The sequence below is a fragment of the Pseudomonas sp. JS3066 genome (assembly GCF_036328175.1).
Taxonomy (GTDB): Bacteria; Pseudomonadota; Gammaproteobacteria; order Pseudomonadales; family Pseudomonadaceae; genus Metapseudomonas.
The window spans coordinates 3,999,414-4,024,049 of sequence record NZ_CP143312.1 but is presented as its reverse complement, the minus strand read 5'-3'; the positions used below and the strand labels follow the sequence as shown (position 1 = coordinate 4,024,049).

At 64.3% G+C, this 24,636-nt stretch carries 22 protein-coding genes and 2 pseudogenes; 13 read left to right on the top strand and 11 right to left on the bottom strand.

What is annotated here, in order from left to right:
• Nucleotides 1-36 precede the first annotated feature (36 nt).
• A complete protein-coding gene (locus SA496_RS18990) occupies nt 37-351 on the bottom strand; it encodes a cupin domain-containing protein (RefSeq protein WP_330114297.1) in 315 nt (104 codons plus the stop codon).
• 271 nt (nt 352-622) lie between these two features.
• Here SA496_RS18990 and SA496_RS18985 point away from each other — a divergent pair, with 271 nt between their 5' ends.
• Complete coding sequence (locus SA496_RS18985; RefSeq protein WP_120655054.1) at nt 623-2,041, top strand: putative bifunctional diguanylate cyclase/phosphodiesterase; 1,419 nt, start codon at nt 623-625, stop codon at nt 2,039-2,041.
• 100 nt (nt 2,042-2,141) lie between these two features.
• Nucleotides 2,142-2,660: a DinB family protein gene (locus SA496_RS18980; protein WP_330114296.1), complete on the top strand. Its 519-nt coding sequence runs from the start codon at nt 2,142-2,144 to the stop codon at nt 2,658-2,660.
• On the opposite strand, the gene SA496_RS18975 is transcribed toward SA496_RS18980, so the two are convergent.
• The 6 genes from SA496_RS18975 to SA496_RS18950 form a co-directional block, all read right to left on the bottom strand.
• Nucleotides 2,645-3,574: a LysR family transcriptional regulator gene (locus SA496_RS18975; RefSeq protein ID WP_330114295.1), complete on the bottom strand. Its 930-nt coding sequence runs from the start codon at nt 3,572-3,574 to the stop codon at nt 2,645-2,647. The genes SA496_RS18980 and SA496_RS18975 overlap by 16 nt on opposite strands.
• 77 nt (nt 3,575-3,651) lie before the next feature.
• Nucleotides 3,652-5,457, bottom strand: a complete 1,806-nt coding sequence (locus SA496_RS18970) for a monovalent cation:proton antiporter-2 (CPA2) family protein (protein ID WP_120655057.1) — start codon at nt 5,455-5,457, stop codon at nt 3,652-3,654.
• Nucleotides 5,458-5,559: 102 nt separating this feature from the next.
• The gene (gene ycaC, locus SA496_RS18965; protein ID WP_330114294.1) at nt 5,560-6,183 is read right to left on the bottom strand and encodes an isochorismate family cysteine hydrolase YcaC; all 624 of its coding nucleotides are present in this window, start codon (nt 6,181-6,183) and stop codon (nt 5,560-5,562) included.
• Between the two features lie 174 nt (nt 6,184-6,357).
• Entirely contained in the window at nt 6,358-8,196 is a 1,839-nt protein-coding gene (locus SA496_RS18960) for an amidohydrolase (protein WP_330115657.1), read from the bottom strand.
• Between the two features lie 156 nt (nt 8,197-8,352).
• On the bottom strand, nt 8,353-8,910 hold the full coding sequence (locus SA496_RS18955) for an antibiotic biosynthesis monooxygenase (RefSeq protein WP_330114293.1): 558 nt from the start codon (nt 8,908-8,910) through the stop codon (nt 8,353-8,355).
• Nucleotides 8,911-8,975: 65 nt separating this feature from the next.
• Nucleotides 8,976-9,620 (bottom strand): hydrolase, encoded by a 645-nt coding sequence (locus SA496_RS18950; RefSeq protein WP_330114292.1) that lies wholly within the window; start codon nt 9,618-9,620, stop codon nt 8,976-8,978.
• Nucleotides 9,621-9,778: 158 nt separating this feature from the next.
• On the opposite strand from SA496_RS18950, the gene SA496_RS18945 reads away from it, so the two are divergent.
• Entirely contained in the window at nt 9,779-10,684 is a 906-nt protein-coding gene (locus tag SA496_RS18945; protein ID WP_120655061.1) for a LysR family transcriptional regulator, read from the top strand.
• Nucleotides 10,685-10,719: 35 nt separating this feature from the next.
• Here SA496_RS18945 and SA496_RS18940 read toward each other — a convergent pair.
• Nucleotides 10,720-11,820: pseudogene (locus tag SA496_RS18940) on the bottom strand (eCIS core domain-containing protein); the annotation flags it as partial.
• Nucleotides 11,821-12,079: 259 nt separating this feature from the next.
• Here SA496_RS18940 and ppk2 point away from each other — a divergent pair.
• Both ppk2 and SA496_RS18930 read left to right on the top strand, forming a co-directional pair.
• Nucleotides 12,080-12,901, top strand: coding sequence for a polyphosphate kinase 2 (gene ppk2 / locus SA496_RS18935; RefSeq protein WP_120655083.1), 822 nt, complete (start codon nt 12,080-12,082; stop codon nt 12,899-12,901).
• Nucleotides 12,902-12,936: 35 nt separating this feature from the next.
• Nucleotides 12,937-13,473: pseudogene (locus SA496_RS18930) on the top strand (transglycosylase SLT domain-containing protein); the annotation flags it as partial.
• Nucleotide 13,474: 1 nt separating this feature from the next.
• Here the strand turns inward: SA496_RS18930 and SA496_RS18925 are convergent.
• The 3 genes from SA496_RS18925 to SA496_RS18915 all read right to left on the bottom strand — a co-directional run bounded on the left by SA496_RS18925 (nt 13,475) and on the right by SA496_RS18915 (nt 14,660).
• Nucleotides 13,475-13,792 (bottom strand): heavy metal-binding domain-containing protein, encoded by a 318-nt coding sequence (locus SA496_RS18925; protein WP_120655084.1) that lies wholly within the window; start codon nt 13,790-13,792, stop codon nt 13,475-13,477.
• Between the two features lie 237 nt (nt 13,793-14,029).
• The gene (locus SA496_RS18920) at nt 14,030-14,455 is read right to left on the bottom strand and encodes an organic hydroperoxide resistance protein (protein ID WP_028630338.1); all 426 of its coding nucleotides are present in this window, start codon (nt 14,453-14,455) and stop codon (nt 14,030-14,032) included.
• A 64-nt stretch (nt 14,456-14,519) separates the two neighbouring features.
• A complete protein-coding gene (locus SA496_RS18915) occupies nt 14,520-14,660 on the bottom strand; it encodes a hypothetical protein (protein WP_162945880.1) in 141 nt (46 codons plus the stop codon).
• 360 nt (nt 14,661-15,020) lie between these two features.
• Here SA496_RS18915 and edd point away from each other — a divergent pair, with 360 nt between their 5' ends.
• The 8 genes from edd (at nt 15,021) to SA496_RS18875 (ending at nt 24,598) form a co-directional block, all read left to right on the top strand.
• A complete protein-coding gene (gene edd, locus SA496_RS18910) occupies nt 15,021-16,847 on the top strand; it encodes a phosphogluconate dehydratase (protein WP_330114291.1) in 1,827 nt (608 codons plus the stop codon).
• Nucleotides 16,844-17,818 (top strand): glucokinase, encoded by a 975-nt coding sequence (locus tag SA496_RS18905; RefSeq protein ID WP_330114290.1) that lies wholly within the window; start codon nt 16,844-16,846, stop codon nt 17,816-17,818. The genes edd and SA496_RS18905 overlap by 4 nt, the downstream gene beginning before the upstream one ends.
• A gap of 75 nt (nt 17,819-17,893) precedes the next feature.
• A complete protein-coding gene (locus SA496_RS18900; protein WP_028630341.1) occupies nt 17,894-18,625 on the top strand; it encodes a response regulator in 732 nt (243 codons plus the stop codon).
• 4 nt (nt 18,626-18,629) lie between these two features.
• The gene (locus SA496_RS18895; protein WP_120655087.1) at nt 18,630-20,045 is read left to right on the top strand and encodes an ATP-binding protein; all 1,416 of its coding nucleotides are present in this window, start codon (nt 18,630-18,632) and stop codon (nt 20,043-20,045) included.
• A 166-nt stretch (nt 20,046-20,211) separates the two neighbouring features.
• Complete coding sequence (locus tag SA496_RS18890) at nt 20,212-21,465, top strand: ABC transporter substrate-binding protein (protein ID WP_120655088.1); 1,254 nt, start codon at nt 20,212-20,214, stop codon at nt 21,463-21,465.
• A gap of 226 nt (nt 21,466-21,691) precedes the next feature.
• Complete coding sequence (locus SA496_RS18885; RefSeq protein WP_120655089.1) at nt 21,692-22,600, top strand: carbohydrate ABC transporter permease; 909 nt, start codon at nt 21,692-21,694, stop codon at nt 22,598-22,600.
• Nucleotides 22,593-23,438: a carbohydrate ABC transporter permease gene (locus SA496_RS18880; RefSeq protein WP_330114289.1), complete on the top strand. Its 846-nt coding sequence runs from the start codon at nt 22,593-22,595 to the stop codon at nt 23,436-23,438. The genes SA496_RS18885 and SA496_RS18880 overlap by 8 nt, the downstream gene beginning before the upstream one ends.
• Before the next feature lie 11 nt (nt 23,439-23,449).
• The gene (locus SA496_RS18875; RefSeq protein WP_120655090.1) at nt 23,450-24,598 is read left to right on the top strand and encodes an ABC transporter ATP-binding protein; all 1,149 of its coding nucleotides are present in this window, start codon (nt 23,450-23,452) and stop codon (nt 24,596-24,598) included.
• The last annotated feature ends 38 nt before the right edge of the window (nt 24,599-24,636 follow it).

Here is a 24,636-nt window from a genome sequence, read left to right as displayed (position 1 = left end):
GGACGCCGTATCCCGCCTCGATCATCGCCGGCGCGCTCATTCCTTGATCACTGCACCGCCAATGTGGGCAAGGAAGAACACGGAGTCTTCGAGGGCTTCCGCGTCGTGCTCTTCACCGGAGCCGATCCTCAGGTAGTCGCCCGCTGAAAGCACCAGATCGCCGAAGCGGATGCGGCCCGACAGCATGAGAATTTCTTCCGGGCCTTCATGGTCGTGGAGGGGGAAGCGGGTACCGGCCTTGAACTCGATGAAGTCCGAGCCGTTGCCGTTCTCGCCCCAGACAGTGGCGACGCGGATGCCGGGAAGGCCGATCTCGGTGAACTGGCGGCTGGCTTGAGTCAGATGGATCATGGTCATTTCCTCGTGCGGTCGATGTTCATTTGTTGTCGCTAGCGATTAAATCGTATACGATGCAAATAATCCTCATGCAAGTGCCCATCGACGTCAAGCAGGTCCCTCATCAAAAAATGCTTGAGGCGACGACCGGTATTTTCGGAGAGAAGTCGGGCGGCGCGGGCTCGGACTTAACCGCTGGCCCCTGCGCGTCGTCCTTCAATCCAATGCCAATTTGCAATCACGCAATCACCCTCAAGAATGAATAGGGTCGGTAAAGGGATTTTCCATGACCCCCATTTCAACGTTCCTCAAGCGCGTCCAACTGCTTTGGCAGTCGTCTGATCTCGCATTGGTCGGCCAGCGCAGGGAGCGACGCATGCGTTTGCTGGCGAGCGGGCTCATGGTGCTCATGGGGCTGCTCTGGGGCGGCTACTTCTCCCTGCGGGGCGCGTGGGGGATCGTCCCGATGGACCTGGTCCTGATCTTCTGTGGGCTGGGGGTATTCGTGCTGACACTGCGCAACCGGACGCGCGCGGCCAACCTGTTGCTGTTCGGCGTGCTGATTGTCGTCATCCTGATTTCCACCCTGATGCTCGACGTGCCGACGGCGGCGGCGCCACGGGCGTCCCATCTGTATTTCCTGCCTCTGGCCCTGGCTGCGCTCATGGCCTTTCGCGACGAACCCAGGTGGTTGCGCTACGGCGTCACGACCCTCTGCCTGGCGCTGTTCGCCGGGCTGGCATCGTCCTCCTGGAGCCCGATCACCGGTTACAGCCTGCCTGACGAGGTGCGGGTGGTCGGTTCCTGGGTCCAGGGCGTGGCGTCCATGGCGATGTTCTTCATGCTGCTGCACATCCTGCAGACCGATGCGGTGGAGCGCTCGGAGCTCGACCGTGACCTGCGTACCGCCCTGCGCGAGGAGCAGTTCGTCCTGCATTACCAGCCGCAACTGGATTCCGCTGGACGAGTGGTGGCGGCGGAGGTGCTGGTTCGCTGGCGGCACCCGCAACGCGGGTTGGTGGCACCGGGCGAGTTCATCGACCATGCCGAGAAGACCGGGCTGATGCTGCCCATCGGCCAATGGGTGCTGCGTCAGACTTGTGCACAGTTGCGCGCGTGGAAGGACGACCCTGATTTGGGTGAAATGGGCCTGGCGGTGAATATCAGCCAGAACCAGTTCCGCCAGCCGGCCTTCGTACCCGAGGTGCTGGCGCTGATCGAGGAACACGGTATCGAGGCGCGGCGCCTGGAGCTTGAACTGACTGAAACGCTGGTGGTGCAGGACCTGGAAGACCTTACGCGGAAGATGACCGCGCTGGTGGAGCAGGGGGTCCGCTTCTCCCTGGATGACTTCGGCACCGGCTTCTCGTCCCTGAGCCACCTCAAGCGCCTGCCCCTGAGCAAGCTGAAGATCGATCGCTCCTTCATCTGTGATGTGCTGACCGACTCCAGCAGTGAAACCATCGTGCGCACCGTCATCGCCCTGGGACGAAGCATGGGGCTGGCGGTGATAGCCGAAGGCGTGGAAACGGAAGCGCAGCAGCGGTTCCTCGTTGGCAACGGTTGCGGGCAGTTCCAGGGCTACCTGTTCAGCCGGCCGCTGCCGCAGGAAGCGTTCGTCGAGTATGTGCGGCGGCTCAACGCGCAGGTTCCGGACAAGGAGCGGGTCGACGCCTTGTCGGCATTTCCAGCCGTCGGCCAATGAATTCGGGTGCCTGTCGCCGGGCCTAAACTCCTTCTGCCACCGATGGCCGTCGCACCCGTCGAACGCGCTGGCGGCCTGACTCCGAGCGGGAGGACATCCGATGATCAACGCTCCTACGGCCAGGATGCTTGCCCATTACAAGCAGTGGGTCGACGAACGGCTCTTCGAGGATCTTGCCGGGTTGCCGCCCGGCGAAGTCGGCAAGGAACGCGTGACCCTGTGCAAGAGTATCCTGGGCACCCTGAACCATATCCACGTCATCGATTGCATCTGGCGCGCCCACCTGGAACACCGGCCGCATCCCTACAAGACGCGCCTGGAAGTTCCCTATCCCGAGTTCGACGATCTCCGCGCCGCGCAGGCCGCCATGAACGACTGGTTCGTCTCGTGGAGCGCCGCGCAGACGGACGAATCGCTGAACACGCCGGTGGAGTTCGTCTTCTGTTCCGGGGACCCCGGCGTCATGACCGCGGGCGCCATGCTCATGCACGTGGTCAACCATGCGTCCTATCACCGCGGCAGCGTGATCCAGATGTACTTCGAGATTCCCGCGCGGCCACCGATCACCGATCTCCCGGTGTTCCTGCGCGAGACTCATCCGCTCTATGCGGCGGGCTGATCGGGCATTGCCGGCGCGGACATGTATTGCACGATCAGTTCACGGAGCCAGCGCTCGGCGGGATCGTTGTCCGTGCCGCTGCTCCAGACCATGGAGAGCTCGGAAGTGAAGATGGGGAAGGGCGGCTCATCGGCGCGTAATCCACAACCGTCGATCAGCGCATCCGCTGCGTAGTCCGGGACGGTGGCGAGCAACTCCGTGCCTGTCAGGATCGAGCGCAACCCGCTGAACTGCGGTACCGCCAGCACCACGCGGCGTGTGCGGCCAACGCGCGCCAGGTCATTGTCGATGTTTCCGGTCAGGTCGCCCGAGAAGGATACGAGTGCGTGCGGACGCGAACAGTAGTCATCCAGGGTGAGTGCGCCGGGGCGGTCGTCGCCGCGCAGGATCTTGCAGCGCAGGTTGCGCAACCGCTTGCGCTTGGCATTGGCCGGTAGTTCCGTGGTGTAGCTGACGCCGACCGAGATTTCCCCGGAGGCGAGCATTGCTGGCATGAGCAGGAAGTTGACCCGGCGCACCACCACTATGCTGTCGGGCGCTTCCTCGCGGAGCTGGTGGAGCAGGGGAGGGAACAGGCCGAACTCGACGTCGTCCGATAGGCCGATCCGAAAGGTATTGCGATAGGTGGACGGATTGAATTCCTTCGCCCGGCTGACGGCGCTGGATATCGAGTCCAGTGCAGGTTGCAGTTCCTCGAGTATTTCCAGCGCCCGCTTGGTGGGTTCGAAGACGCGGCCATTGCGGACCAGAAGCGGGTCGTCGAAGAGGTCGCGCAAGCGGGCCAGCGCGGCGCTTACCGCGGGCTGGCCGAGGAAGAGCTTTTCCGATGCGCGAGTCAGGTTTTTCTCGTACATCAGCGTCTCGAAGACCACCAGCAGGTTCAGGTCCACGCGACGCAGATCGTTCCGGTTCATCCGGGGCCTCCCCCACACTGAATCTGCCTTGAGTAAAGCTGATTCGATGGCCGGCGACCGGGTAATGGCGCTGGCGGCTATTTCACCGCCTTGTCTTCGATCACGTCGGCGTCGAACAGGTGTTCCAGTTCCGTGCGTGCTTCGCGGGCGGTCTGGATCACGGCGGCGGCGTCGTCATAGACGTTGTGCTGGGCCGCCAGGACTTCTTCGTCGTGGCGCTGGAAGCGGCGAATGCGGGCGTTGGCCCGGTCTTCGTCGAGGCCCAGGCCAAGCAGGGCCTGGCGGCTCATCTCCAACGCCGAATGGAAGGTTTCGCGCACGGGCACGGCGCCCAGGTCAAGCAGCCGATGGACGTGCTGGCGGTTGCGGGCACGGGCGATGACCTTGACGTGAGGGTAGAGGCGCTTGACCAGTTCGGTGATCTTGAGATTGGTGTCCGGGTCGTCGGTGGCGATGATGAGGAACTCGGCCTTGTCCACCTTTGCTGCGCGGAGGATTTCCGCCCGCAGTGGATCGCCGTAGTAGATGGGCATGCGGCCCAGGCTACGGCCGTACTCGATCATGTCCACCGCGGTGTCCAGGGCCACGAACGGAACCTGCTGGGCGTGCAGCACACGGGCGATGATCTGGCCCATGCGCCCCATGCCGGCGACCACCACGCGGGGCGCGTCACTGTCGATGCGCTGGTACTCCGCCGGTACCTCCACTGGTGCCGGTGCAGCGACCAGTCGACGGAACAGGGCCAACACCAGCAGCGGCGTGAGGGCCATGGACAGGGTGATGCTGAGCACCAGCAGACCGTGCAGGCGGGCGTCGAGCATGCCCTGTTCGAAGGCCACCTTGAACACCACGAAGGCGAATTCGCCACCAGCGGCCAGGACGATGCCCAGGCGCAGCGCATGGCCGCGCTCCAGCCCTCCGGCAAAGCGGCCCACCAGGTAGAGCAGCGGGAGTTTCAGCATCAGCAGCAGGATCGTCAGCACCATGACCGCGAACGGTTCGTTCAACAGCAGGCTGAGGTCAGCACTCATTCCCACGCTCATGAAGAACAGGCCCAGCAGCAGACCCTTGAAGGGCTCGATCTGCGCTTCCAGCTCATGGCGATATTCGGAGTCCGCCAGCAGCAGGCCCGCGATGAAGGCGCCAAGCGCCATGGAAACGCCGGCCAGCTCCATCAGCCAGGCGGTGCCGATCACCACCAGCAGCGAGGTGGCGGTGGAGACCTCCTTCAGTCCGGCCTTGAGCACGGTGCGGAATACCGGTCGCAGCAGGTATCGGCCGCCAATGATCACCGCACCGATACTGGCCACTGCCAGCAGCACGTCGCGCAGGTTGACGCCTTCCGTGTCCAGGTGGCCAGAGCCACTGAGCAGCGGCAGGAGGGCGATCAGCGGGATGGCTGCGATGTCCTGGAACAGCAGGATGGCGAAGGCCAGGCGGCCGTGGGGGCTGGTGAGTTCCTTGCGCTCGGCGAGTATCTGCAGGCCGAAGGCGGTAGACGAGAGTGCCAGGCCGAAGCCCAGTACGGCGGCGGTGTTCAGGCTCTTGGCGAACACCAGCCAGGCCACCAGGCCAATGGCCAGGGCGGTGAGCAGGACCTGTGCGAGGCCTGCGCCGAACACCGAGCGGCGCATCACCCAGAGCCGGCGGGGCGAGAGTTCCAGACCGATGATGAACAGCAGCAGCACCACGCCCAGTTCGGATACGTGGGCGACGCTCTCCGGGTCGCTGACCAGCTTCAGTACCGAGGGACCGATCAACACCCCTGCCAGCAGGTAGCCCAGCACAGCGCCAAGCTGCAGCCGCTTGGCCAGGGGGACGGTGATTACGGCGGCGAACAGGAACACCACCGCTGCCTGCAGCAGGCTGCCGTCATGGGGCATGGGTCACTCCTCAGTCATGCTGCTTGAAAGGGGCGACATCTTAGAGCAGTGCGGCGGACCGGGGCAGGGCGCCGCGCCAATACGACGCGGCCCCTGTGTCGTTCACTTGGCGGTGAGCGTGGTGTAGCTGGTGATCAGGTTACGGTAGTCGGGGATGTGGTTGGAGAACAGGGTGCCCAGACCCTCGATGTCGTTGCGCCAGTCGCGGTGCAGCTCGCAGGCCACGCCGAACCAGGTCATCAGTTGCGCACCGGCAGCTTCCATCCGGCGCCAGGCGGCGTCACGGGTGACTTCGTTGAAGGTGCCGGACGCATCGGCGACCACGAATACGTCGAAGCCTTCTTCAAGGGCCGACAGTGCAGGGAAGGCCACGCAGACCTCGGTCACCACACCCGCGATGATCAGTTGCTTCTTGCCGGTGGCCTTCACCGCCTTGACGAAGTCTTCGTTGTCCCAGGCGTTGATGTTGCCGGGGCGGGCGATGTAGGGCACATCGGGGAACTGCTCTTTCAGTTCTGGTACCAGCGGGCCGTTGGGACCGGTCTCGAAGCTGGTGGTGAGGATGGTCGGCAGCTTGAAGTACTTGGCCAGATCGCCCAGGGCCAGCACGTTGTTCTTGAACTTGTCGGGATCGATGTCCCGCACCAGGGAGAGCAGGCCAGCCTGGTGATCGACCAGCAGTACCGCAGCATCGTTCTTGTCCAGTCGCTTGTATTGGAAAGACATGGTGATTCTCCTTGCTTGGGTTGGGCGCCGGCTTGGGGCCTGCGCAAATAATTCAGGGCTGTTTTCTCTGTAGGGGCAAATTCATTCGCCAGGCAGGCCGAAGGTCTGCCCTTCGGGTTCGCCGGGGGCAGCGTTGCTGCCCTTGGCGATTGAAGTCGCCCCCTCAAGGAACCATCAGAAGGCAAAGCAGGAGCAGCCCAGTGCCCCCCAGAAGCCCTGGAAGTCGCTCACCGGCACGCTCGACTGCCGTGCCCGCTCGTGGCTGTGGGCGTGCACCGTGCAGGCGCCGACGCACTGGTGCACCTGGGCGGCGAGCGGCGCGGCGGGCTTCCAGTGGCCGGGGACCTTGGCCACCGGCGACCACTCCGGCAGCACCGGCAGCTGCGGCGGACCGAGCTTGTCGAACTCGCCGGCGGCGTAGACCACCTTGCCGTCGACCACGGTCAGCACCGACTCGATCCACTTGATGGCCTCGTCCTCGACGCTGAAGAAATCCGCCGACAAGGCGGCGAGGTCGGCCAGTTGGCCCACCTTGATCTGCCCCTTCTTGCCTTGCTCGCTGGAGAACCAGGCGCTGCCGTGGGTAAAGAGTTGCAGCGCGGTCTCGCGCGACAGGCCCTGGGGATAAAGCTCCAGGCCGCCGACGGTGCGGCCGCTGACCAGCCAGTACAGCGAGGTCCAGGGGTTGTAGCTGGAGACGCGGGTGGCGTCGGTGCCGGCGCCCACCGGCACGCCTTCGGCCAACATGCGCTGGATCGGCGGAGTCTGCTCGGCCGCCTTGGCGCCGTAGCGGTCGACGAAGTACTCGCCCTGGAAGGCCATGCGGTCCTGGATGGCGATGCCGCCGCCCAAGGCACGCACTCGCTCGATGTTCTTCGGCGAGATGGTTTCGGCGTGGTCGAAGAACCACGGCAGGCCGTTGAACGGGATGTCGCGGTTGACCTTCTCGAACACATCCAGCATGCGCGAGATGGATTCGTCGTAGGTGGCGTGCAGGCGGAACGGCCAGCGCTGCTCCACCAGGTGGCGCACCACCGGCTCCAGCTCCTGCTCCATGGTCTGCGGCAGGTCCGGGCGCGGTTCGAGGAAGTCCTCGAAGTCGGCCGCGGAGAACACCAGCATCTCGCCGGCGCCGTTGTGGCGCAGGAAGTCATTGCCCTGGCCGGGCTTGACCACCTTGCTCCAGTTCTGGAAGTCGGTGAGCTCTTCCTTGGGTTTCTGGGTGAACAGGTTGTAGGCGATGCGCACGCTGAGCTGGCCCTGCCTGGCCAGTTCCTCGATCACCTGGTAGTCGTCCGGGTAGTTCTGGTAGCCGCCGCCGGCGTCGATGGCGCTGGTCAGGCCGAGGCGGTTGAGCTCGCGCATGAACTGGCGGGTGGAGTTGACCTGGTACTCCAGCGGCAACTTCGGCCCCTTGGCCAGGGTGGCGTAGAGGATGGTGGCGTTGGGCCGGGCGATCAGCATGCCGGTGGGGTTGCCGCTGCCGTCGCGCTGGATTTCGCCACCCGGCGGGTTGGGCGTGTCCTTGGTGTAGCCGACCGCCTTCAGCGCGGCGCGGTTGAGCAGCGCGCGGTCGTAGAGGTGGAGGAGGAACACCGGGGTGTCCGGCGCTGCGCGGTTGATTTCCTCCAGGGTCGGCATGCGTTTTTCGGCGAACTGGAACTCGTTCCAGCCACCGACCACGCGTACCCACTGCGGAGAGGGGGTTCGGTCGGCCTGGTCCTTGAGCATGCGCAGGGCGTCGGCCACCGAGGGCACGCCTTCCCAGCGCAGTTCCAGGTTGTAGTTGAGGCCGCCGCGGATCAGGTGCAGGTGCGAGTCGTTGAGGCCGGGGATCACCGTGCGCTGCTTGAGGTCGATGACCTGGGTGGCGTCGCCGCGATGGGCCATGGCCTCGGCATCGCTGCCGACGGCGAGAAAGCGCCCGTCCTTGATGGCCACGGCGCTGGCGGTGGGCTTTTCGCGGTCGACCGTGTGCAGGCGGCCATTGAACAGGATCAGGTCGGCGGACATGGAACCCCCTGAAGTAGCGGCATGGGCGACGCCTGCGGCGCCGGTGAAGGGTAGTGCGGACCAGAGTGCGCCAGCGGCACCGAGCACGGAGCTGGCGGCGAGGAACTGGCGGCGGCTATTGCTGGATGGGTCTTCGCTCATGGAGCCCTCCCTGGATCAGTGTTGGTTCAGCCAGCCGGAGAAGAAACGCGTTACCGGAGGCATGAAAAGATAGACAACCAGCAGCACTATGCTGGCGGTAATCACCACGTTGCTGGCCACGTAGCCGCCAAGCCAGGGCTGCAGCCTGAACAGCGGCTGCCAGAGCAGCGGCACCAGCAGGGCCAGCGGCAGGATCACCAGGAAGGTGACGCAGGCCTGTTTCCAGCGCGGCGGTTGTGGCGCGTCGGCGCTTGCCGGGGTGAACCAGAATTCGCGTTCGGGGTTGATCTCCACCTGGTCGCCATCGGCCAGCAGGTGACTGACTTCCTCCACCAGTTGGCGACGGTCGGTGGATTCGAGCCAGGCCTGGAGCTGGGTGGTATTGGCGAAGCGCAGGACGCAGGTGAACAGGTGCAGGCCATCCTTGCGATCCCGCACCACATCGATGCCGAGGTGGCCGGGATAACCCTTGGCGATGCCGATGATGCGGCGCAGCCAGTTTTCGTACTCCTGTTCCCGGCCTTCCTTGACCCGATGGCGGATCAGCAGGGTGACGATGTCGTCAGTGGTCATGGCGAGGTGCTCCGTGCAAGGCGTGGAAGAAGGCCGGGGGCGTTACCCGCCGCCGGCCTTGCGGCTTACTTCACCTGGCGCTGGGGCGCCTTGTGCACCAGGGTGTAGGCGTAGTCCACGCCCATGCCGTAGGCGCCGCTGTGCTCCTGCACGAGGCCGATCACGGCGTCGTAGGTTTCCTTCTTCGACCAGTCGCGCTGGTACTCGAGCATGACCTGCTGCCAGGTCACCGGGATGGCGCCGGCCTGGATCATGCGTTGCACCGACATGTCATGGGCTTCCTTGGAGGTGCCGCCGGAAGCGTCGGTGACGATGTACACCTCGTAGCCGGCTTCGATGGCTTCCAGTGCGGGGAAGGTCAGGCAGACCTCGGTCCAGAGTGCGGCCATGATCAGTTTCTTGCGGCCGGTGGCTTTCACGGCGGCAACGAATTTCTCGTCTTCCCAGGAGTTCATCGAGGTGCGCTCGATGGGTTGCTGGCCCGGGAACACACCGAGCAGTTCCGGCCAGATGTAGCCGCTGAAGCTTTCGGTCTCGACGCTGGTGAGGATGGTCGGAACGTTGAAGATCTTGGCGCTCTTGGCAAGGGCCACGGTGTTGTTCTTCAGTTGCTGGCGGTCGATGGACTGCACGCCAAAGGCCATTTGCGGCTGGTGGTCGATCAGGATCAGGGCGGAGTTGGTCGGGTTCAGCAGTTCGCGGATGGACATGGCATTTCTCCTGAAGCGTGAGTTGTGTGATTTCTTCCTGGCCGGTGCCTCTGTCTGTGAGGCTGTTTGGTTCCGACTTGGGATAAATTCTGATCGCGCCCATAAAGAGAAACAATTAGGCATAATTGAACTTCATTGATTCTGAATTGGAGACATTGATGGACAGGGTCGAGTGCATGCGCGCCTTTATCGAAACCGTGCGCAGCAATGGTTTCGCGGCGGCGGCGCGGGCGCTGGACTTGCCACGCTCGACGGTGAGCAAGCAGGTGCAGGCGCTGGAGGAAGCCATCGGCGTGCAATTGCTGGTGCGCACGACGCGCAGCCTGCACCTGACGGAGGCGGGGACGGAGTACTTCGAATCAGCGCGGGACCTGCTGGCGGCCCTGGACGAGGCCGAGCAGCGGGCGCGAGATGGGGTGGGGGAGTTGCGTGGGGTGTTGCGGGTGAATGCGCCCATGTCCTTCGGGCTGCGCAAACTGGGGCCGCTGATCCCGCTATTCCATGAGCGGAATCCGCAGATCGAGCTGCAGCTGGTACTCAGCGACCAGCAGGTGGACCCGGTGCGTGGTGGCTTCGACGTGACCATCCGGATTGCCAGCCTGGCGGACTCGTCCATGGTTGCCCGCACCATCGCACCGGCGCCGCGCCTGCTGGTGGCTTCACCGACCTATCTGGAAAAGGCCGGGATACCGCAGTCGCCGGAAGACCTCGCCAGCCACGCCTTCCTCGGCTACGGCTACCTGCAGAGCGGCGTCAGCCTGGCGCTCAGTAACGGCGAGGAAACCCGCCGCGTGCAATTGAACGGTCCACTCCAGGCCAACAACGGCGACTTCCTCGCCCAGGTGGCCGAGGCCGGCATGGGCATTGCCCTGCTGCCGAGCTTCATCGTCGACGAAGCCCTGGCCGCCGGCCGGCTGGTGACGCTGCTCTGCGAATGGCAGGCACCCCCCATCAGCATCAACGCGGTATATCCCTCGGCCCGACGCATGCCGCAGAAGACCCGCGCCTTCATCGATTTCCTGGTGGAAGAGATGGGCAAGGTGAATGAGCGAGTGGCGTGCTGATGACCTGTCACAGCCGTTGCGGCTGATTTCGCACGTCAGGGGGAGGGGCCTTCGAGCATCTCGTCGACCAGGTGCTCGGGGTCTTCTTCGAAGTCGAGGTAACCCTGTTCGGCCAGCAGGCTGAAGAAGGCGGCGGGTGAACCGTTGACCAGCGCTTCGGCGTCCAGCGGCGGCTCTTCGGTGATGGCGCGGTCGCGATTGAGCTCGGCGATCACTTCGCGTACCAGGCTGGCGGCGGTGGGGTAGCTGCTGATGGGGCGGGCGTGGGAGGCGATCAGGGTGTCGAAATCCTCGCCTTCGATCACGCTGCTGAAGTACAGGCCGAGGGCGATGGTGTCGGCGCGCGCTCCGGCGGGCATGTGGCTGAGGTTCCAGTTGGACACTTCCAGCAAGGTTTCGGCATAGAGGACAGGGCGCACCAGGATTGCCGTGGCCAGGCCGCTGACGATGCCGCCAAGGCTTTCCATGCCTTCAGCCACGGCTACCAGGCCTGCCGCCATCTGGTCGGCCAGGTCGCGCATCAACAAGGCGTAGCTGCGGACCGAGCAGTAGGCGCCACAACCCGCGGCGATGGCCACTTCGATGGCAATGGCGATGCGGCGCACCAGTTGTTCGGCAGCGATCACGCCCGCCTCGGTGGCGCCTCGAGCAATCAGGAAACGCAACAGCGCCTGCTGTGCCGCACGACCCGACGCCGTGCGGATCGGGATGAAACCAACGCGTCCATGGACGACGAAACCGAGGATGGTCTTGACCGAGTTCAGGACGGAGTAGCTCCGGAAAGCATTCTGGAAGGTACGGAATCGTGCGTTCCCCCGCGCCCGGCCGTAGCTTTCCCGGTACTCCTCCCAGACAGCGCCGAGGAACATCTCGGTGATGTCCCGCCAGATGGCCGGCGGCACGCCGAGTTCGCACAGGGCGAAGCAAAGCAGCAGGCCGGGCTCCTGGCCGACGATCTCGGGCGTGAGCTCCTCGTCGCCGGGATCGCGACGCAGGACCGCGCCAGCGGTACCGCGCTGTTGCACCACATGGGTCAGCTCATGGGCCAGCAAGTGCTGGCCTTCGCGTGATGCCGGGGCGAATTGTCCGGCATCGAAGACGATGTCCTGGCCGACCGTGTAGGCGTGGGCGTTACAGGCTTCGCAGCTCCATGCGCTTCAGTGCGCCCCGTCACCTTTGAGCAGGTCGCTTTCGTTCCACTCGGTGTAGACGCAGGCATTCGCCGCGGCCCAGCGCAGCAGCACCGGCGCGCCGGGTTGCAGCGCAGCGGTGGCGCCGGAAAGCTCACAACGCCCCGTCCTGCCTCGCAGGATGGGGCGTTTCGCTTGTGGACCAGCAAGATGCCAGAGCTCAGCTAGCTTTTACTGATCGGGTCCCACAACAGCGGAGCAGGTCATGGCGAAGGGCAAGAAAAAGGCGGCCGCCAACGCGGCGGAGCAGGACAGTCTGGGGCGCAAGGAGTACGACAAGGAGCTCAAGCGCCTGCACGTGGAACTGGTGAAACTCCAGCAATGGGTGGTGGACCAGGGGTTGAAGGTCTGCATCGTCTTCGAAGGGCGCGACGGCGCAGGCAAGGGCGGGACCATCAAGGCCATTACCGAGCGGGTCAGCCCTCGAGTGTTCCGTGTAGTAGCGCTACCGGCACCCACCGAGCGGGAAAAGTCCCAGATGTACATACAGCGCTATCTGGCGCATATGCCGGCGGCCGGTGAAATCGTGATATTCGACCGCAGCTGGTACAACCGCGCCGGTGTCGAGCGAGTCATGGGCTTCTGTTCCGAGGAGCAATCTCACAAGTTCCTCACGGTCACGCCACTGTTCGAGAAGATGATGGTCGAGTCCGGGATCGTCCTGGTCAAATACTGGCTCGAGGTAAGTGCCGAGGAGCAGACCCGCCGGCTCAAGGACCGTATCGACGACGGGCGCAAGATCTGGAAGCTGTCGCCCATGGACCTCAAGTCATACGCTCGCTGGGATGACTACACCCGCGCCCGCGACGAAATGTTCGCTGCCACCGACTCTTCCTGGGCGCCTTGGTACATGGCCAATTCGGAAGACAAGCGTCGCGTGCGACTGAACATCATCAGCCACCTGCTCAAGCAGATTCCCTACAAGGACCTGACCCGCGATCAGAAGGTCGAGCTGCCCAAGCGCGGCAAGCTGGGCAAGTACAAGGCGGCGCCTTATCCATTCCGGTTGGTCGACGAGGTGTTCTGATTCCGTCGCCCTGGGCGGCGAAGGCGGTGTCTCATGAGGAGGAGTTGAAGCGCTTTGCCGCGCTGGTCGGCATTTTCGAGAAGCACGCCGGGACCTACGACTTCGACTACCTGATGCTGATGGCCCAGGGGTACCAGGAGTCCCAGCTCAACCAGAATGCTCGCAGCCATCGCGGTGCGGTTGGTGTGATGCAGTTGCTGCCCAGCACCGCAGCCGACCCCAGCGTGGGCATCGCGGAGATCGACAAGGACGTTGACCGCAACATCGAGGCGGGCAGCAAGTACATGCGGCTGCTGGCCGACAAGTACCTGAACGACCCCGAACTGACGCCGGTGAACCGCACCCTGATGGCCTTCGCCGCCGACAACGCCGGGCCGGGAAACCTGCGCAAGTTCCGCCGGCTGGCAGAGAAGTCGGGGTTGGACAAGAACGTCTGGTTCGGCAACGTCGAGCACGCCGCCGCGCGCCTGGTGGGGCGCGAGACGGTGGATTACGTCGGCAATATCTACAAGTACTACGTGGCCTACAAGCTCGCCCGAGACAAGCAGATGGCGAAGGCCCGGAAGTCCTGACTCAGATGGTCACGGCAGTGCCGCTGATGCTCACCATCAGCATGCTGCCGTTCTGTCCGACTACCTCGTAGTCGATATCGATGCCGACCACCGCGTTGGCTCCGAGCTTTTCGGCGCGCTCGGACAATTCCTCGAAGGCGATTTCACGGGCCTTGGCCAGTTCCTTTTCATAGGCGCCGGAGCGGCCGCCGATGATGTCGCGGATGCCGGCGAACAGGTCGCGGAACACGTTGGCGCCGAGAATGGCTTCACCGACCACGATGCCCTTGTATTCGCGGATGGTTCGGCCTTCGAGGGTGGGGGTGGTGGAGAGGATCATGTTGCACTCCTTGGCGGTGGGGATAGAGGGCAATTGTAGGGGCGATTTCGATCGTCAAGGGCTGCGTAGCAGACCTCTGGGCATTGAACGGCAGACCTTCGACCTGCTTGGCGAATGAATGCGCCCCTGCAGTCGAGGTTCTCTGCGGCTTCCTTGCGGGAGCCAAATTGAAATCGCTCCCACACAAAAAAGAACGGGCACCCCTCTCGGGATGCCCGCCCTTGTTCCTTGTGCGACTCAGACCAGGGTCAGGGTCACGTCGATATTGCCGCGAGTGGCGTTGGAGTAAGGGCACACGATGTGCGCCTTGTCCACGATGGCGCGGGCTTCCTCGCGGTCCAGGCCGGGGATGTCGATACGCAACTCCACCTCGATGCCGAAGCCGGTGGGAATGGCGCCGATGCCCACGATGCCTTCGATGGAGGTATCGGCCGGCAGCTTGTGCTTGTCGCGGGCTGCGACGAACTTCAGTGCGCCCAGGAAGCAGGCCGAGTAGCCGGCTGCGAACAACTGCTCGGGGTTGGTGCCTTCGCCGCCGGCGCCGCCCAGCTCACGCGGGGTGGTCAGGCTGACGTCGAGTACGCCGTCGGAGGAGATGGCGCGGCCTTCACGGCCGCCGGTGGCTTCAGCGTAGGCGCGGTAGAGAACGTTTTCGATGCTCATGATGGTTTCCTTTTCAGTCAGGTTTGGATTGCGTGGTGTGCGTGAGTGGTCGGGGTTGTCTGGATCAGCCGTCGTGGTTGATCAGCCATTCCGGGTACTGGGCTCCGCTGCCGTTGCCGCTGCTTTTCTGCTCGCTGCTCCCGGTATCGGCGAAGCTGGCGGAGGAAAGCGCGAGGATGGCGGTGAAGGTGATCAAGGCTTTCATGGTGATTCTCCGATGTAGTTTGTTCGTTAATGTTTTGTGCGTTAAGTAATTCGGTGAGGTGGAAATTACTGCTGAGTTATTTTGCGCGCAAGATATTTTTTAGAGCATTTCGCTCTAGCGCCCACTCAGAAAAGACATAAGCCTCTGGAATGCGCCATGAGTGGAATAGGTGGCGGAGCGGGGCGGGCGTTATGCTGCGCGCCCCGCCCGAGTCGGTGGTCTATATGAATGAGAGTGGGTCTTTCTGGTTTTGTTGTTTTAATAACAAAATATTTTGAATTTACTAGTGAATTCCCAATCGTATTGGCAGTATTGTAGTTTGTATAAAAACAAATCTACCCGCTACTTGGAGTCGAATCCATGCATCCCCGCGTACTTGAGGTAACCGAACGCCTGGTGGAGCGCAGCCGCGCAACCCGCGAGCGCTACCTGGCGATGATTCACAAGGCGGTCAGCGATGGGCCGCAGCGCGGCAAGCTGCAATGTGCCAACTTCGCCCATGGAGTGGCCGGTTGCGGTAGTGGCGACAAGCAGCGCCTGCGCCTGATGGATTCGGCCAACGTGGCCATCGTCACCGCTTACAACGACATGCTCTCGGCGCACCAACCTTACGAGGTCTACCCGGAAAAAATCCGCCAGGCACTGCGCGACATCGGTTCGGTGGGCCAGGTCGCCGGCGGTGTGCCGGCCATGTGCGACGGCGTCACCCAGGGGGAGCCGGGCATGGAGCTGGGTATCGCCAGCCGCGAAGTGATCGCCATGTCCACCGCGGTGGCGCTGTCGCACAACATGTTCGATGCCGCGCTCTTCCTCGGTATCTGCGACAAGATTGTCCCCGGGTTGATGATGGGCGCCCTGCGCTTCGGCCACCTGCCCTCGATCTTCGTGCCCGCCGGACCCATGCCGTCGGGTCTGTCGAACAAGGAAAAGGCCGAAGTGCGCCAGCGTTACGCCGAAGGCAAGGCCACCCGCGATGAGCTGTTGGAGTCGGAAATGAAGGCTTACCACAGCCCCGGCACCTGCACCTTCTACGGCACCGCCAACACCAATCAGATGCTCATGGAGATCATGGGCTTGCACTTGCCAGGCGCCTCCTTCGTCAACCCGAATACCCCGCTACGCGAGGCGCTGACCGTGGAGACAGCGCGCCAGGTAACGCGCCTGACGAAGCAGTCCGGGCAGTTCCTGCCGCTCGGCGAACTCGTCGATGAACGCGTGCTGGTCAACTCCATCGTCGCCCTGCACGCCACCGGTGGCTCCACCAACCACACTCTGCACATGCCTGCCATTGCCCAGGCGGCGGGCATCCAGCTCACCTGGCAGGACATGGCGGACCTCTCCGAGGTGGTGCCGACCCTGGCCCACGTCTATCCCAACGGCAAGGCCGACATCAACCACTTCCACGCCGCTGGCGGTGTGGCCTTCCTGGTACGCGAGCTGCTCGATGCCGGCCTGCTCCATGAAGACGTCAACACTGTCATGGGGCGCGGCCTGCGCCAGTACACCCAGGAGCCGTTCCTGGAAGACGGCAAGCTGGTGTGGCGCGAAGGTTCGAGCAAGAGTCTGGACGAATCCATCCTGCGCCCGGTTTCGATGCCCTTCTCGCCGGAAGGTGGTCTGCGTGTGATGGTGGGCAATCTTGGCCGTGGCGTGATGAAAGTGTCCGCCGTGGCACCGGAGCACCAGGTGGTCGAGGCCCCGGTGCGGGTCTTCCACGACCAGCAGGCGCTGGCCGATGCCTTCAAGGCCGGTGAACTGGACCGTGACCTGGTGGCGGTGATGCGCTTCCAGGGCCCGCGCAGCAATGGCATGCCCGAACTGCACAAGATGACCCCCTTCCTCGGTGTGCTGCAGGACCGTGGCTTCAAGGTGGCCCTGGTCACCGACGGGCGCATGTCCGGCGCTTCGGGCAAGATTCCCGCCGCCATCCATGTCTGCCCGGAAGCCTTCGACGGCGGGCCGCTGGCGCGGCTGCGCGACGGCGATAGGGTACGTGTGGACGGCACCACCGGCACCCTGGAGGTTCTGGTGGATGCCGCCGAGTTCGCCGCCCGCGCGCCGGCACCCTGGGACCTCGAAGCGAACGTGGGAACGGGGCGCGAACTCTTTGCCTTCATGCGCGAATCCTTCAGCAGTGCCGAGCAGGGCGCCAGTGCCTTCACCCGCAACCTGGAGAGCCTGAAGTGAAGTTGGCGCTGGTCGGAGACATTGGCGGTACCAATGCGCGATTCGCCCTCTGGCGAGACGAGGAACTGGAGTCGGTGCGCGTGCTGGCCACCGCCGACTTTGCCGGGCCGGAACAGGCCATCAGTCACTACCTCGCCGGCCTCGGCCTGGCGCTGGGTAGCCTGGGTGCCGTCTGCCTGGCCGTGGCCGGGCCCGTGAGTGGCGAGCACTTCCGCTTCACCAACAATCACTGGCGCCTGAGCCGCTCGGCTTTCTGCCGCACCTTGCAGGTGGAGGAGTTGCTGCTGATCAACGACTTCTCCGCAATGGCCTTGGGCATGACCCGCCTGCGCGAGCACGAAAAGCTGCAGATCTGTCCCGGCGTCGCCGATCTGGACAGTCCGGCGGTGGTGATCGGCCCTGGCACCGGCCTTGGCGTCGGCACCCTGTTGCCATTGGGCGAAGGGCGCTGGAAGGCGTTGCCGGGGGAGGGCGGACATGTCGACCTGCCGGTGGGCAACCTGCGCGAGGCAACCCTCTGGCAGCAACTGCACGGCCAGCTTGGTCATGTCAGCGCCGAGAACGTGCTCAGCGGCAATGGGTTGCTACAGCTCTATCGCGCGGCCTGTGCCGTGGACGGTCATGCACCGCGCCTGGCTTCACCTGCGGAAGTGAGTGCGGCGGCGCTGGCGGGCGACCCGCTGGCCGAGGACGTGCTGGACCTGTTCTGCGGCTGGCTTGGGCGAGTGGCCGGCAACAATGTGCTGACCCTTGGCGGCCGTGGCGGTGTGTATATAGTCGGCGGCGTGGTGCCGCGCTTCGCTGCCTTCTTCCAGAAGAGCGGCTTCGCCCGCGCCTTCGCCAGCAAGGGCTGCATGAGCGGTTATTTCGAAGGCATCCCCGTGTGGCTGGTGACAGCTGAATACCCCGGCCTGGAAGGCGCCGGAGTCGCCCTGCAGCAGGCGCTATTCCGTAGGATGGATAGAGCGTAGCGGAACGCCGCCCGACCCATCCTACCGGCACCTCGTATCACCAGTGTTTGATCAGAACAACAAAGGACGGCCACTGTGAGCCAATCCGGAAAATCCATTCTCCTGGTGGATGACGACCAGGAGATTCGCGAACTGCTGGAAACCTACCTGAGCCGCGCCGGCTTCCAGGTGCGCAGCGTGGCCGATGGCGACGGCTTCCGTCGTGCCATGGGTGAAGAGGCGGCGGACCTGGTGATACTCGACGTGATGCTGCCCGACGAAGACGGCTTCAGCCTGTGTCGTTGGGTACGCGCCCATCAGCGCCTCGCGCAGGTGCCGATCATCATGCTCACTGCCAGCTCCGACGAAGCCGACCGCGTGATCGGCCTTGAGCTGGGCGCCGACGACTACCTTGGCAAGCCCTTCAGCCCACGTGAGCTGCTGGCGCGGATCAAGGCCCTGTTGCGTCGCGTCGGTTTCGGTCAGGAGCGAGCGGTGGTCGAGGTGCTGGCCTTCGATGAATGGCGCCTGGATATGATCAGCCATCGCCTGTTTCACCTGGACGGCGAGGAGGTGATCCTTTCCGGTGCCGACTTTGCCCTGCTGAAGCTCTTCCTCGACCACCCGCAGCAGATCCTCGATCGCGACACCATCGCCAACGCCACCCGTGGCCGTGAGGTGATGCCCCTGGAGCGCATCGTCGACATGGCAGTCAGCCGCCTGCGCCAACGCCTGCGCGACACGGGCAAGGCACCACGGCTGATCCGCACCGTGCGCGGCGCGGGTTACCTGCTGGCGGCGCAGGTGACGCCGCACCACCATGCTTAGGCTGATGCCGCGCTCGCTGCTCGGGCGCATGCTGTTTCTCACCCTGCTGGTGGTGCTGCTGGCGCAGGCGTTATCCAGCGTCATCTGGGTCTCGCAGCTGCGCGCCAGCCAGATGGAGGGCCTGCTGACCAGCGCCCGCAGCTTGGCGCAATCCATGGTCGCCAGCGTCAGCTACATCCGCTCGCTGCCCATCGGCTACCGCCCCATGGTGCTGGATCAGTTGCGCTCAATGGGCGGCACGCGCTTCTTCGTGTCCCTCAACGACAAGCCGCTGGAGATGCGCGTGCTGCCGGAAACCCCGCGCAAGCGCGCGGTGCTCGACGAGGTGGAAACGGTGCTGCGTGAACGGCTGGGCAAGCAGGTGGACCTGTCCCTGCACTTCGTCAATCCGGATGATCTGCGCATCTTCAACAGTGGCTTGAAACTCGACGAACTGCCGCGCTCCTGGGCTCACTACGCGCTGACCCTGGAACCGGTGAATCCGCCCATCCTGGTCACCCAGATCCAGATCGGGCCCAGCGAATGGCTGTACCTCGCATCTTTGATGCCCGAGCCGTACGCCACGCTGGAAGACCAGGGCCTGCCCACCCAGCAGCTCTGGTTCATCATCCTCACCAGCTCGTTCCTACTGTTGTTCATCGGCCTGCTGGTTCACTGGCAGAGCCGCCCGCTGAAGCGTCTGGCCAGGGCCGCGCGGGAAATGTCCCTGGGGGCGGAAGTGGAACCCCTGCAGGAAGCCGGTGGCAGCGAAGTGGCCGACGTGAGCCGCGCCTTCAACAGCATGCGCGAACGCATCAGTCGCTACCTCAGCGAACGCAGCCAGTTGTTCAGTGCCATCTCCCACGACCTGCGTACCCCCATCACCCGACTGCGCCTGCGGGTGGAGTTGCTGGAGGACGAGACACTGCAGGCCAAGTTCAGCCGTGACCTGGATGAACTGGAACTGCTGGTGAAGGGCGCGCTGCAGTGCGTGAAGGACACCGACATCCACGAGAACATCGAGCCGGTGGATCTCAATCACCTGCTGCATGGGCTGATCGAGCCCTACCTCGGCTCCGGCCAGGTGACGCTCGAAGGGGAGGCGAGTGCGTCCTATCCCGGCAAGCCCCTGGCCCTGCGTCGCTGCATCGGCAACCTGGTGGACAACGCCTTGAAATACGGTGAGCGCGCGCACCTGCAGATCGAAGACAGCGATGACGCCTTCGTGCTGCATGTCGACGACGAAGGCCCCGGCGTGCCGGAGCAGAAGTTGGAACAGGTGTTCGAGCCGCACTTTCGCCTGGCCGGCCATACGCAGGGCTACGGGCTGGGGCTGGGCATCGCGCGGAATCTGGCGCACAGCCATGGCGGAGAACTGAGCCTGCGCAATCTGCGTGAAGGCGGCTTGCGGGTGACGCTGTGGTTGCCCAGGCAGGCCTGATTTTCTCCCTCTCCCAGAGGGAGAGGGAGTCAGCCCGAGTTTTGTAACCACCCCGTGACCATCCACTATCCCTTTGTTACCCGCGGGCTTGAAGGCCGTGGTTAGACTGCAGGCAAGCGCAAGCACCGACTTGCACAGTCATAAAAACAAGAAGGTATCCCCGTCCATGAATGCCATCTCCCGCCTGGCCGCTGTCGTTTCCCTCGCCTCCCTGTTCCCCCTGTCCGCCCTCGCCGGCGAAGTGGAAGTCCTGCATTGGTGGACGTCCGGTGGCGAGAAGCGTGCCGCCGATACCCTGCAGAAACTCGTCGAAGAGAAAGGCCACACCTGGAAGGATTTCGCCGTTGCCGGTGGTGGTGGCGAGGCTGCCATGACCGTGCTGAAGACCCGCGCCGTCTCCGGCAACCCACCGTCTGCCGCGCAGATCAAGGGGCCGGATATCCAGGAGTGGGGCGAGCTGGGTCTGCTGGCCGAACTGGATGAGGTCTCCAGCGAAGGCAAGTGGGATTCCCTGCTGCCCAAGCAGGTGGCGGACATCATGAAGTACGACGGCCATTACGTGGCCGTGCCGGTCAACGTGCACCGGGTCAACTGGCTGTGGATAAACCCCGAGGTCTTCCAGAAGGCCGGCGCGACGCCGCCCACTACGCTCGACGAATTCTTCGTGGCCGCCGACAAGCTCAAGGCTGCCGGCTTCATCCCGCTCGCCCACGGTGGCCAGCCCTGGCAGGACGGCACGGTGTTCGAGGATCTGGTGTTCAGCATTCTCGGCCCGCAGGGCTACCACAAGGCCTTCGTCCTGCAGGACAAGGCGACCCTCACCAGCGACAAGATGGTGGAAGTCTTCGCCGCCCTGAAGAAGCTGCGCGGCTACGTCGACCCCGACGCCGCCGGTCGTGACTGGAACAGCGCCACCGGCCTGGTCATCAACGGCAAGGCCGGCATGCAGATCATGGGCGACTGGGCCAAGAGCGAGTGGAGCGCCGCCGGCAAGGTGGCGGGCAAGGACTACCAGTGCCTGCCATTCCCCGGCACCCAGGGCAGCTTCGCCTACAACATCGACTCCCTGGCCATGTTCAAGCTCAAGGATGAAGCGAACATCCAGGCGCAGAACGACCTGGCGCGCACGGTGCTCGAGCCGCAGTTCCAGCAGTTCTTCAACCAGAACAAGGGTTCCATCCCTGTTCGCCTCGATCAGGACATGTCGAGCTTCGACGCCTGCGCCCAGCAGTCCATGAAGGACTTCAAGGAAGCGGCGGCCGGCGATGGCTTGCAGCCCAGCCTGGCGCACGGCATGGCCGCCTCCAGCTACGTGCAGGGCGCGGTGTTCGACGTGGTGACCAACTTCTTCAACGACCCCGCCGCCGACCCGAAGAAGGCCGCGCAACAACTGGCCGCCGCGATCGAAGCGGTGCAGTAAGCGCGCACCCGGGCGGGTCTTGCCCCGCCGGATTCCAAGTCTGAATTCAGGCACATGCCCAGGTGTGTGCCTCGGGATCGGTCGCGCCTGAACTACCTGTAGGAGCCAGCTTGCTGGCGATGCGGAGTTGGTCGGCAACCTCAATGCCGGTCGGCTGCCTCTGTTCGCCAGCAAGCTGGCTCCTACGAGGTCCGTGCCACCGCTCTTTCCTTGCGAGGAGTTATCCATGTCTTCAACCGCAGTCTTCGCCAAGGCCTCACCGCTGGACGCGCTGCAACGCTGGCTACCCAGGCTGGTGCTGGCGCCCAGTGTGCTGATCGTGCTGGTCGGGTTCTACGGCTACATCCTCTGGACCTTCCTGCTGTCCTTCACCAACTCGCGCTTCATGCCCAGCTACACGTTCGTCGGGCTGCAGCAGTACGAGCGCCTGCTGGGCAACGACCGCTGGTGGGTAGCGAGCCAGAACCTGCTGGTCTACGGCGGGATGTTCATCGGCATCAGCCTGGTGATCGGCGTGTTCCTGGCGGTACTGCTGGACCAGCGCATCCGCCGCGAGGGCTTCATCCGCACCGTCTACCTCTACCCCATGGCACTGTCGATGATCGTTACGGGCACCGCCTGGAAGTGGTTGCTCAACCCCGGCCTCGGCCTGGACAAGTTGCTGCGCGACTGGGGCTGGGAGGGCTTGCGCCTGGACTGGCTGGTGGACCCTGATCGCGTCGTCTATTGCCTGGTGATCGCTGCCGTGTGGCAGTCCTCGGGCTTCGTCATGGCGCTGTTCCTCGCCGGCCTGCGCGGGGTGGATCAGTCGATCATCCGCGCCGCCCAGGTGGATGGGGCGAGCCTGCCGACCATCTATCTGCGCATCGTCCTGCCGAGCCTGCGTCCGGTGTTCTTCAGCGCGCTGATGATCCTCGCTCACATCGCCATCAAGAGCTTCGACCTGGTGGCGGCGATGACCGCCGGCGGCCCCGGCTATGCGTCCGACCTGCCGGCGATGTTCATGTACGCCCACACCTTCACCCGCGGCCAGATGGGCCTCGGCGCCGCCAGCGCGATGCTCATGCTCGGCGCGGTGCTGGCGATCCTGGTGCCCTACCTGTACTCCGAACTGAGGAACAAGCGCCATGACTAGCCTGGCCGGAAAACCCGCCTTCAGTTTCAGCCGCCTGGCCATCCACGCCACGCTGTTCGTTGCCTGCGCCGTCTACCTGGTGCCGCTGGTGGTGATGCTGCTCACCAGCTTCAAGACGCCGGACGACATCCGCACCGGCAACCTGCTGTCGCTGCCCGACGTGTTCACCCTGGTGGGCTGGGCCAAGGCCTGGGCCAGCGTCGGTGGCTACTTCTGGAACTCGGTGAAGATCACCGTGCCGGCGGTGATCATCTCGACCCTGCTCGGCGCGCTGAACGGCTACGTGCTGTCCATGTGGCGCTTCCGCGGATCGCAGCTGTTCTTCGGGCTGCTGCTGTTCGGCTGCTTCCTGCCGTTCCAGGTGGTGCTGCTGCCGGCGTCGTTCACCCTCGGCCAATTCGGCCTGGCCAACACCACCGGTGGCCTGGTGCTGGTGCATGTGGTCTACGGCCTGGCCTTCACCACGCTGTTCTTCCGCAACTTCTACGTGAGCATCCCGAACGCCCTGGTGAGCGCGGCGCGGCTCGACGGGGCGGGCTTCTTCACCATCTTCGGGCGCATCCTGCTGCCCATGTCGGTGCCGACCATCATGGTCTGCCTGATCTGGCAGTTCACCCAGATCTGGAACGACTTCCTCTTCGGCGTGGTGTTCGCCAGCGGCAACACCCAGCCCATCACCGTGGCCCTGAACAACCTGGTGAATACCAGCACCGGAGCCAAGGAATACAACGTCGACATGGCCGCCGCGATGATCGCCGGCCTGCCCACCCTGCTGGTCTACGTGCTGGCCGGCAAATACTTCCTGCGCGGGCTCACTGCCGGCGCTGTAAAAGGCTAGGAGTCGCACCCATGGCAACCCTCGAACTGCGCAACGTCAACAAGTCCTACGGCAGCGGCCTGGCGGACACCCTGAAGAACATCGAGCTGTCCATCGACTCCGGCGAGTTCCTGATCCTCGTCGGCCCCTCGGGCTGCGGCAAATCCACCCTGATGAACTGCATCGCCGGGCTGGAGAGCATCAGCGGTGGCGCGATCATGGTCGACGGCCAGGACATCAGCGGCATGAGCCCCAAGGATCGGGACATCGCCATGGTGTTCCAGTCCTACGCCCTGTACCCGACCATGAACGTGCGCGAGAACATCGCCTTCGGCCTGAAGATCCGCAAAATGCCGGCGGCCGATATCGACGCCGAGGTAGCGCGCGTGGCCAAGCTGCTGCAGATCGAGCACCTGTTGCAGCGCAAGCCGGGTCAGCTCTCCGGTGGCCAGCAACAGCGCGTGGCCATGGGCCGGGCGCTGGCGCGGCGGCCGAAGATCTATCTGTTCGACGAGCCGCTGTCGAACCTCGACGCCAAGCTGCGGGTGGAGATGCGCACCGAGATCAAGCTGATGCACCAGCGGCTGAATACCACCACCGTCTATGTCACCCATGACCAGATCGAGGCCATGACCCTGGGCGACAAGGTGGCGGTGATGAAGGACGGCATCATCCAGCAGTTCGGCACCCCGCAGCAGATCTACAACGACCCGGCCAACCTCTTCGTCGCCGGCTTCATGGGCTCGCCGCCGATGAACTTCATCCCCCTGCGCCTGCAGCGCCGTGACGGCCGCCTGGTGGGCCTGCTGGACAGCGCCGACGGCCACTGCGAGCTGCCCCTGGGCGACGCCGATGGCGATCTGGAAGGGCGTGAACTGATCCTCGGCGTTCGGCCTGAGCAGATCCTGGTCGGCGCCAGCGACCTGCCCGCCATTCGTGCCGAAGTGCAGGTCCTGGAGCCAACCGGCCCGGACACGCTGGCCTTCGTAGAGATCAACCAGACCAAGGTCTGCTGCCGCCTGGCCCCCGATGCCCCGGTGCGCGTGGGCGACACCCTCGACCTGCAGTTCGCGCCCGACAAGGTGCTGCTGTTCGACGCGCAAAGCGGCGAGCGGCTGCGTGCACCGGGAAAGGCGGCATGCCCTGAGCGCGCCAAGGTGGCACGCCTGAAGGGCATGTAGGAGCGAGCTTGCTCGCGAGGGGCTGGCACGGAGCCGGG

What these genes read in the sequence shown, in the direction of transcription:
- SA496_RS18990 (WP_330114297.1), bottom strand. Translation starts at nt 351, where the DNA reads ATGATCCATCTGACTCAAGCCAGCCGCCAGTTCACCGAGATCGGCCTT.
- SA496_RS18985 (WP_120655054.1), top strand. Translation starts at nt 623, where the DNA reads ATGACCCCCATTTCAACGTTCCTCAAGCGCGTCCAACTGCTTTGGCAG.
- SA496_RS18980 (WP_330114296.1), top strand. Translation starts at nt 2,142, where the DNA reads ATGATCAACGCTCCTACGGCCAGGATGCTTGCCCATTACAAGCAGTGG.
- SA496_RS18975 (WP_330114295.1), bottom strand. Translation starts at nt 3,574, where the DNA reads ATGAACCGGAACGATCTGCGTCGCGTGGACCTGAACCTGCTGGTGGTC.
- SA496_RS18970 (WP_120655057.1), bottom strand. Translation starts at nt 5,457, where the DNA reads ATGCCCCATGACGGCAGCCTGCTGCAGGCAGCGGTGGTGTTCCTGTTC.
- ycaC (WP_330114294.1), bottom strand. Translation starts at nt 6,183, where the DNA reads ATGTCTTTCCAATACAAGCGACTGGACAAGAACGATGCTGCGGTACTG.
- SA496_RS18960 (WP_330115657.1), bottom strand. Translation starts at nt 8,196, where the DNA reads ATGTCCGCCGACCTGATCCTGTTCAATGGCCGCCTGCACACGGTCGAC.
- SA496_RS18955 (WP_330114293.1), bottom strand. Translation starts at nt 8,910, where the DNA reads ATGACCACTGACGACATCGTCACCCTGCTGATCCGCCATCGGGTCAAG.
- SA496_RS18950 (WP_330114292.1), bottom strand. Translation starts at nt 9,620, where the DNA reads ATGTCCATCCGCGAACTGCTGAACCCGACCAACTCCGCCCTGATCCTG.
- SA496_RS18945 (WP_120655061.1), top strand. Translation starts at nt 9,779, where the DNA reads ATGGACAGGGTCGAGTGCATGCGCGCCTTTATCGAAACCGTGCGCAGC.
- ppk2 (WP_120655083.1), top strand. Translation starts at nt 12,080, where the DNA reads ATGGCGAAGGGCAAGAAAAAGGCGGCCGCCAACGCGGCGGAGCAGGAC.
- SA496_RS18925 (WP_120655084.1), bottom strand. Translation starts at nt 13,792, where the DNA reads ATGATCCTCTCCACCACCCCCACCCTCGAAGGCCGAACCATCCGCGAA.
- SA496_RS18920 (WP_028630338.1), bottom strand. Translation starts at nt 14,455, where the DNA reads ATGAGCATCGAAAACGTTCTCTACCGCGCCTACGCTGAAGCCACCGGC.
- SA496_RS18915 (WP_162945880.1), bottom strand. Translation starts at nt 14,660, where the DNA reads ATGAAAGCCTTGATCACCTTCACCGCCATCCTCGCGCTTTCCTCCGCC.
- edd (WP_330114291.1), top strand. Translation starts at nt 15,021, where the DNA reads ATGCATCCCCGCGTACTTGAGGTAACCGAACGCCTGGTGGAGCGCAGC.
- SA496_RS18895 (WP_120655087.1), top strand. Translation starts at nt 18,630, where the DNA reads ATGCCGCGCTCGCTGCTCGGGCGCATGCTGTTTCTCACCCTGCTGGTG.
- SA496_RS18890 (WP_120655088.1), top strand. Translation starts at nt 20,212, where the DNA reads ATGAATGCCATCTCCCGCCTGGCCGCTGTCGTTTCCCTCGCCTCCCTG.
- SA496_RS18885 (WP_120655089.1), top strand. Translation starts at nt 21,692, where the DNA reads ATGTCTTCAACCGCAGTCTTCGCCAAGGCCTCACCGCTGGACGCGCTG.
- SA496_RS18880 (WP_330114289.1), top strand. Translation starts at nt 22,593, where the DNA reads ATGACTAGCCTGGCCGGAAAACCCGCCTTCAGTTTCAGCCGCCTGGCC.
- SA496_RS18875 (WP_120655090.1), top strand. Translation starts at nt 23,450, where the DNA reads ATGGCAACCCTCGAACTGCGCAACGTCAACAAGTCCTACGGCAGCGGC.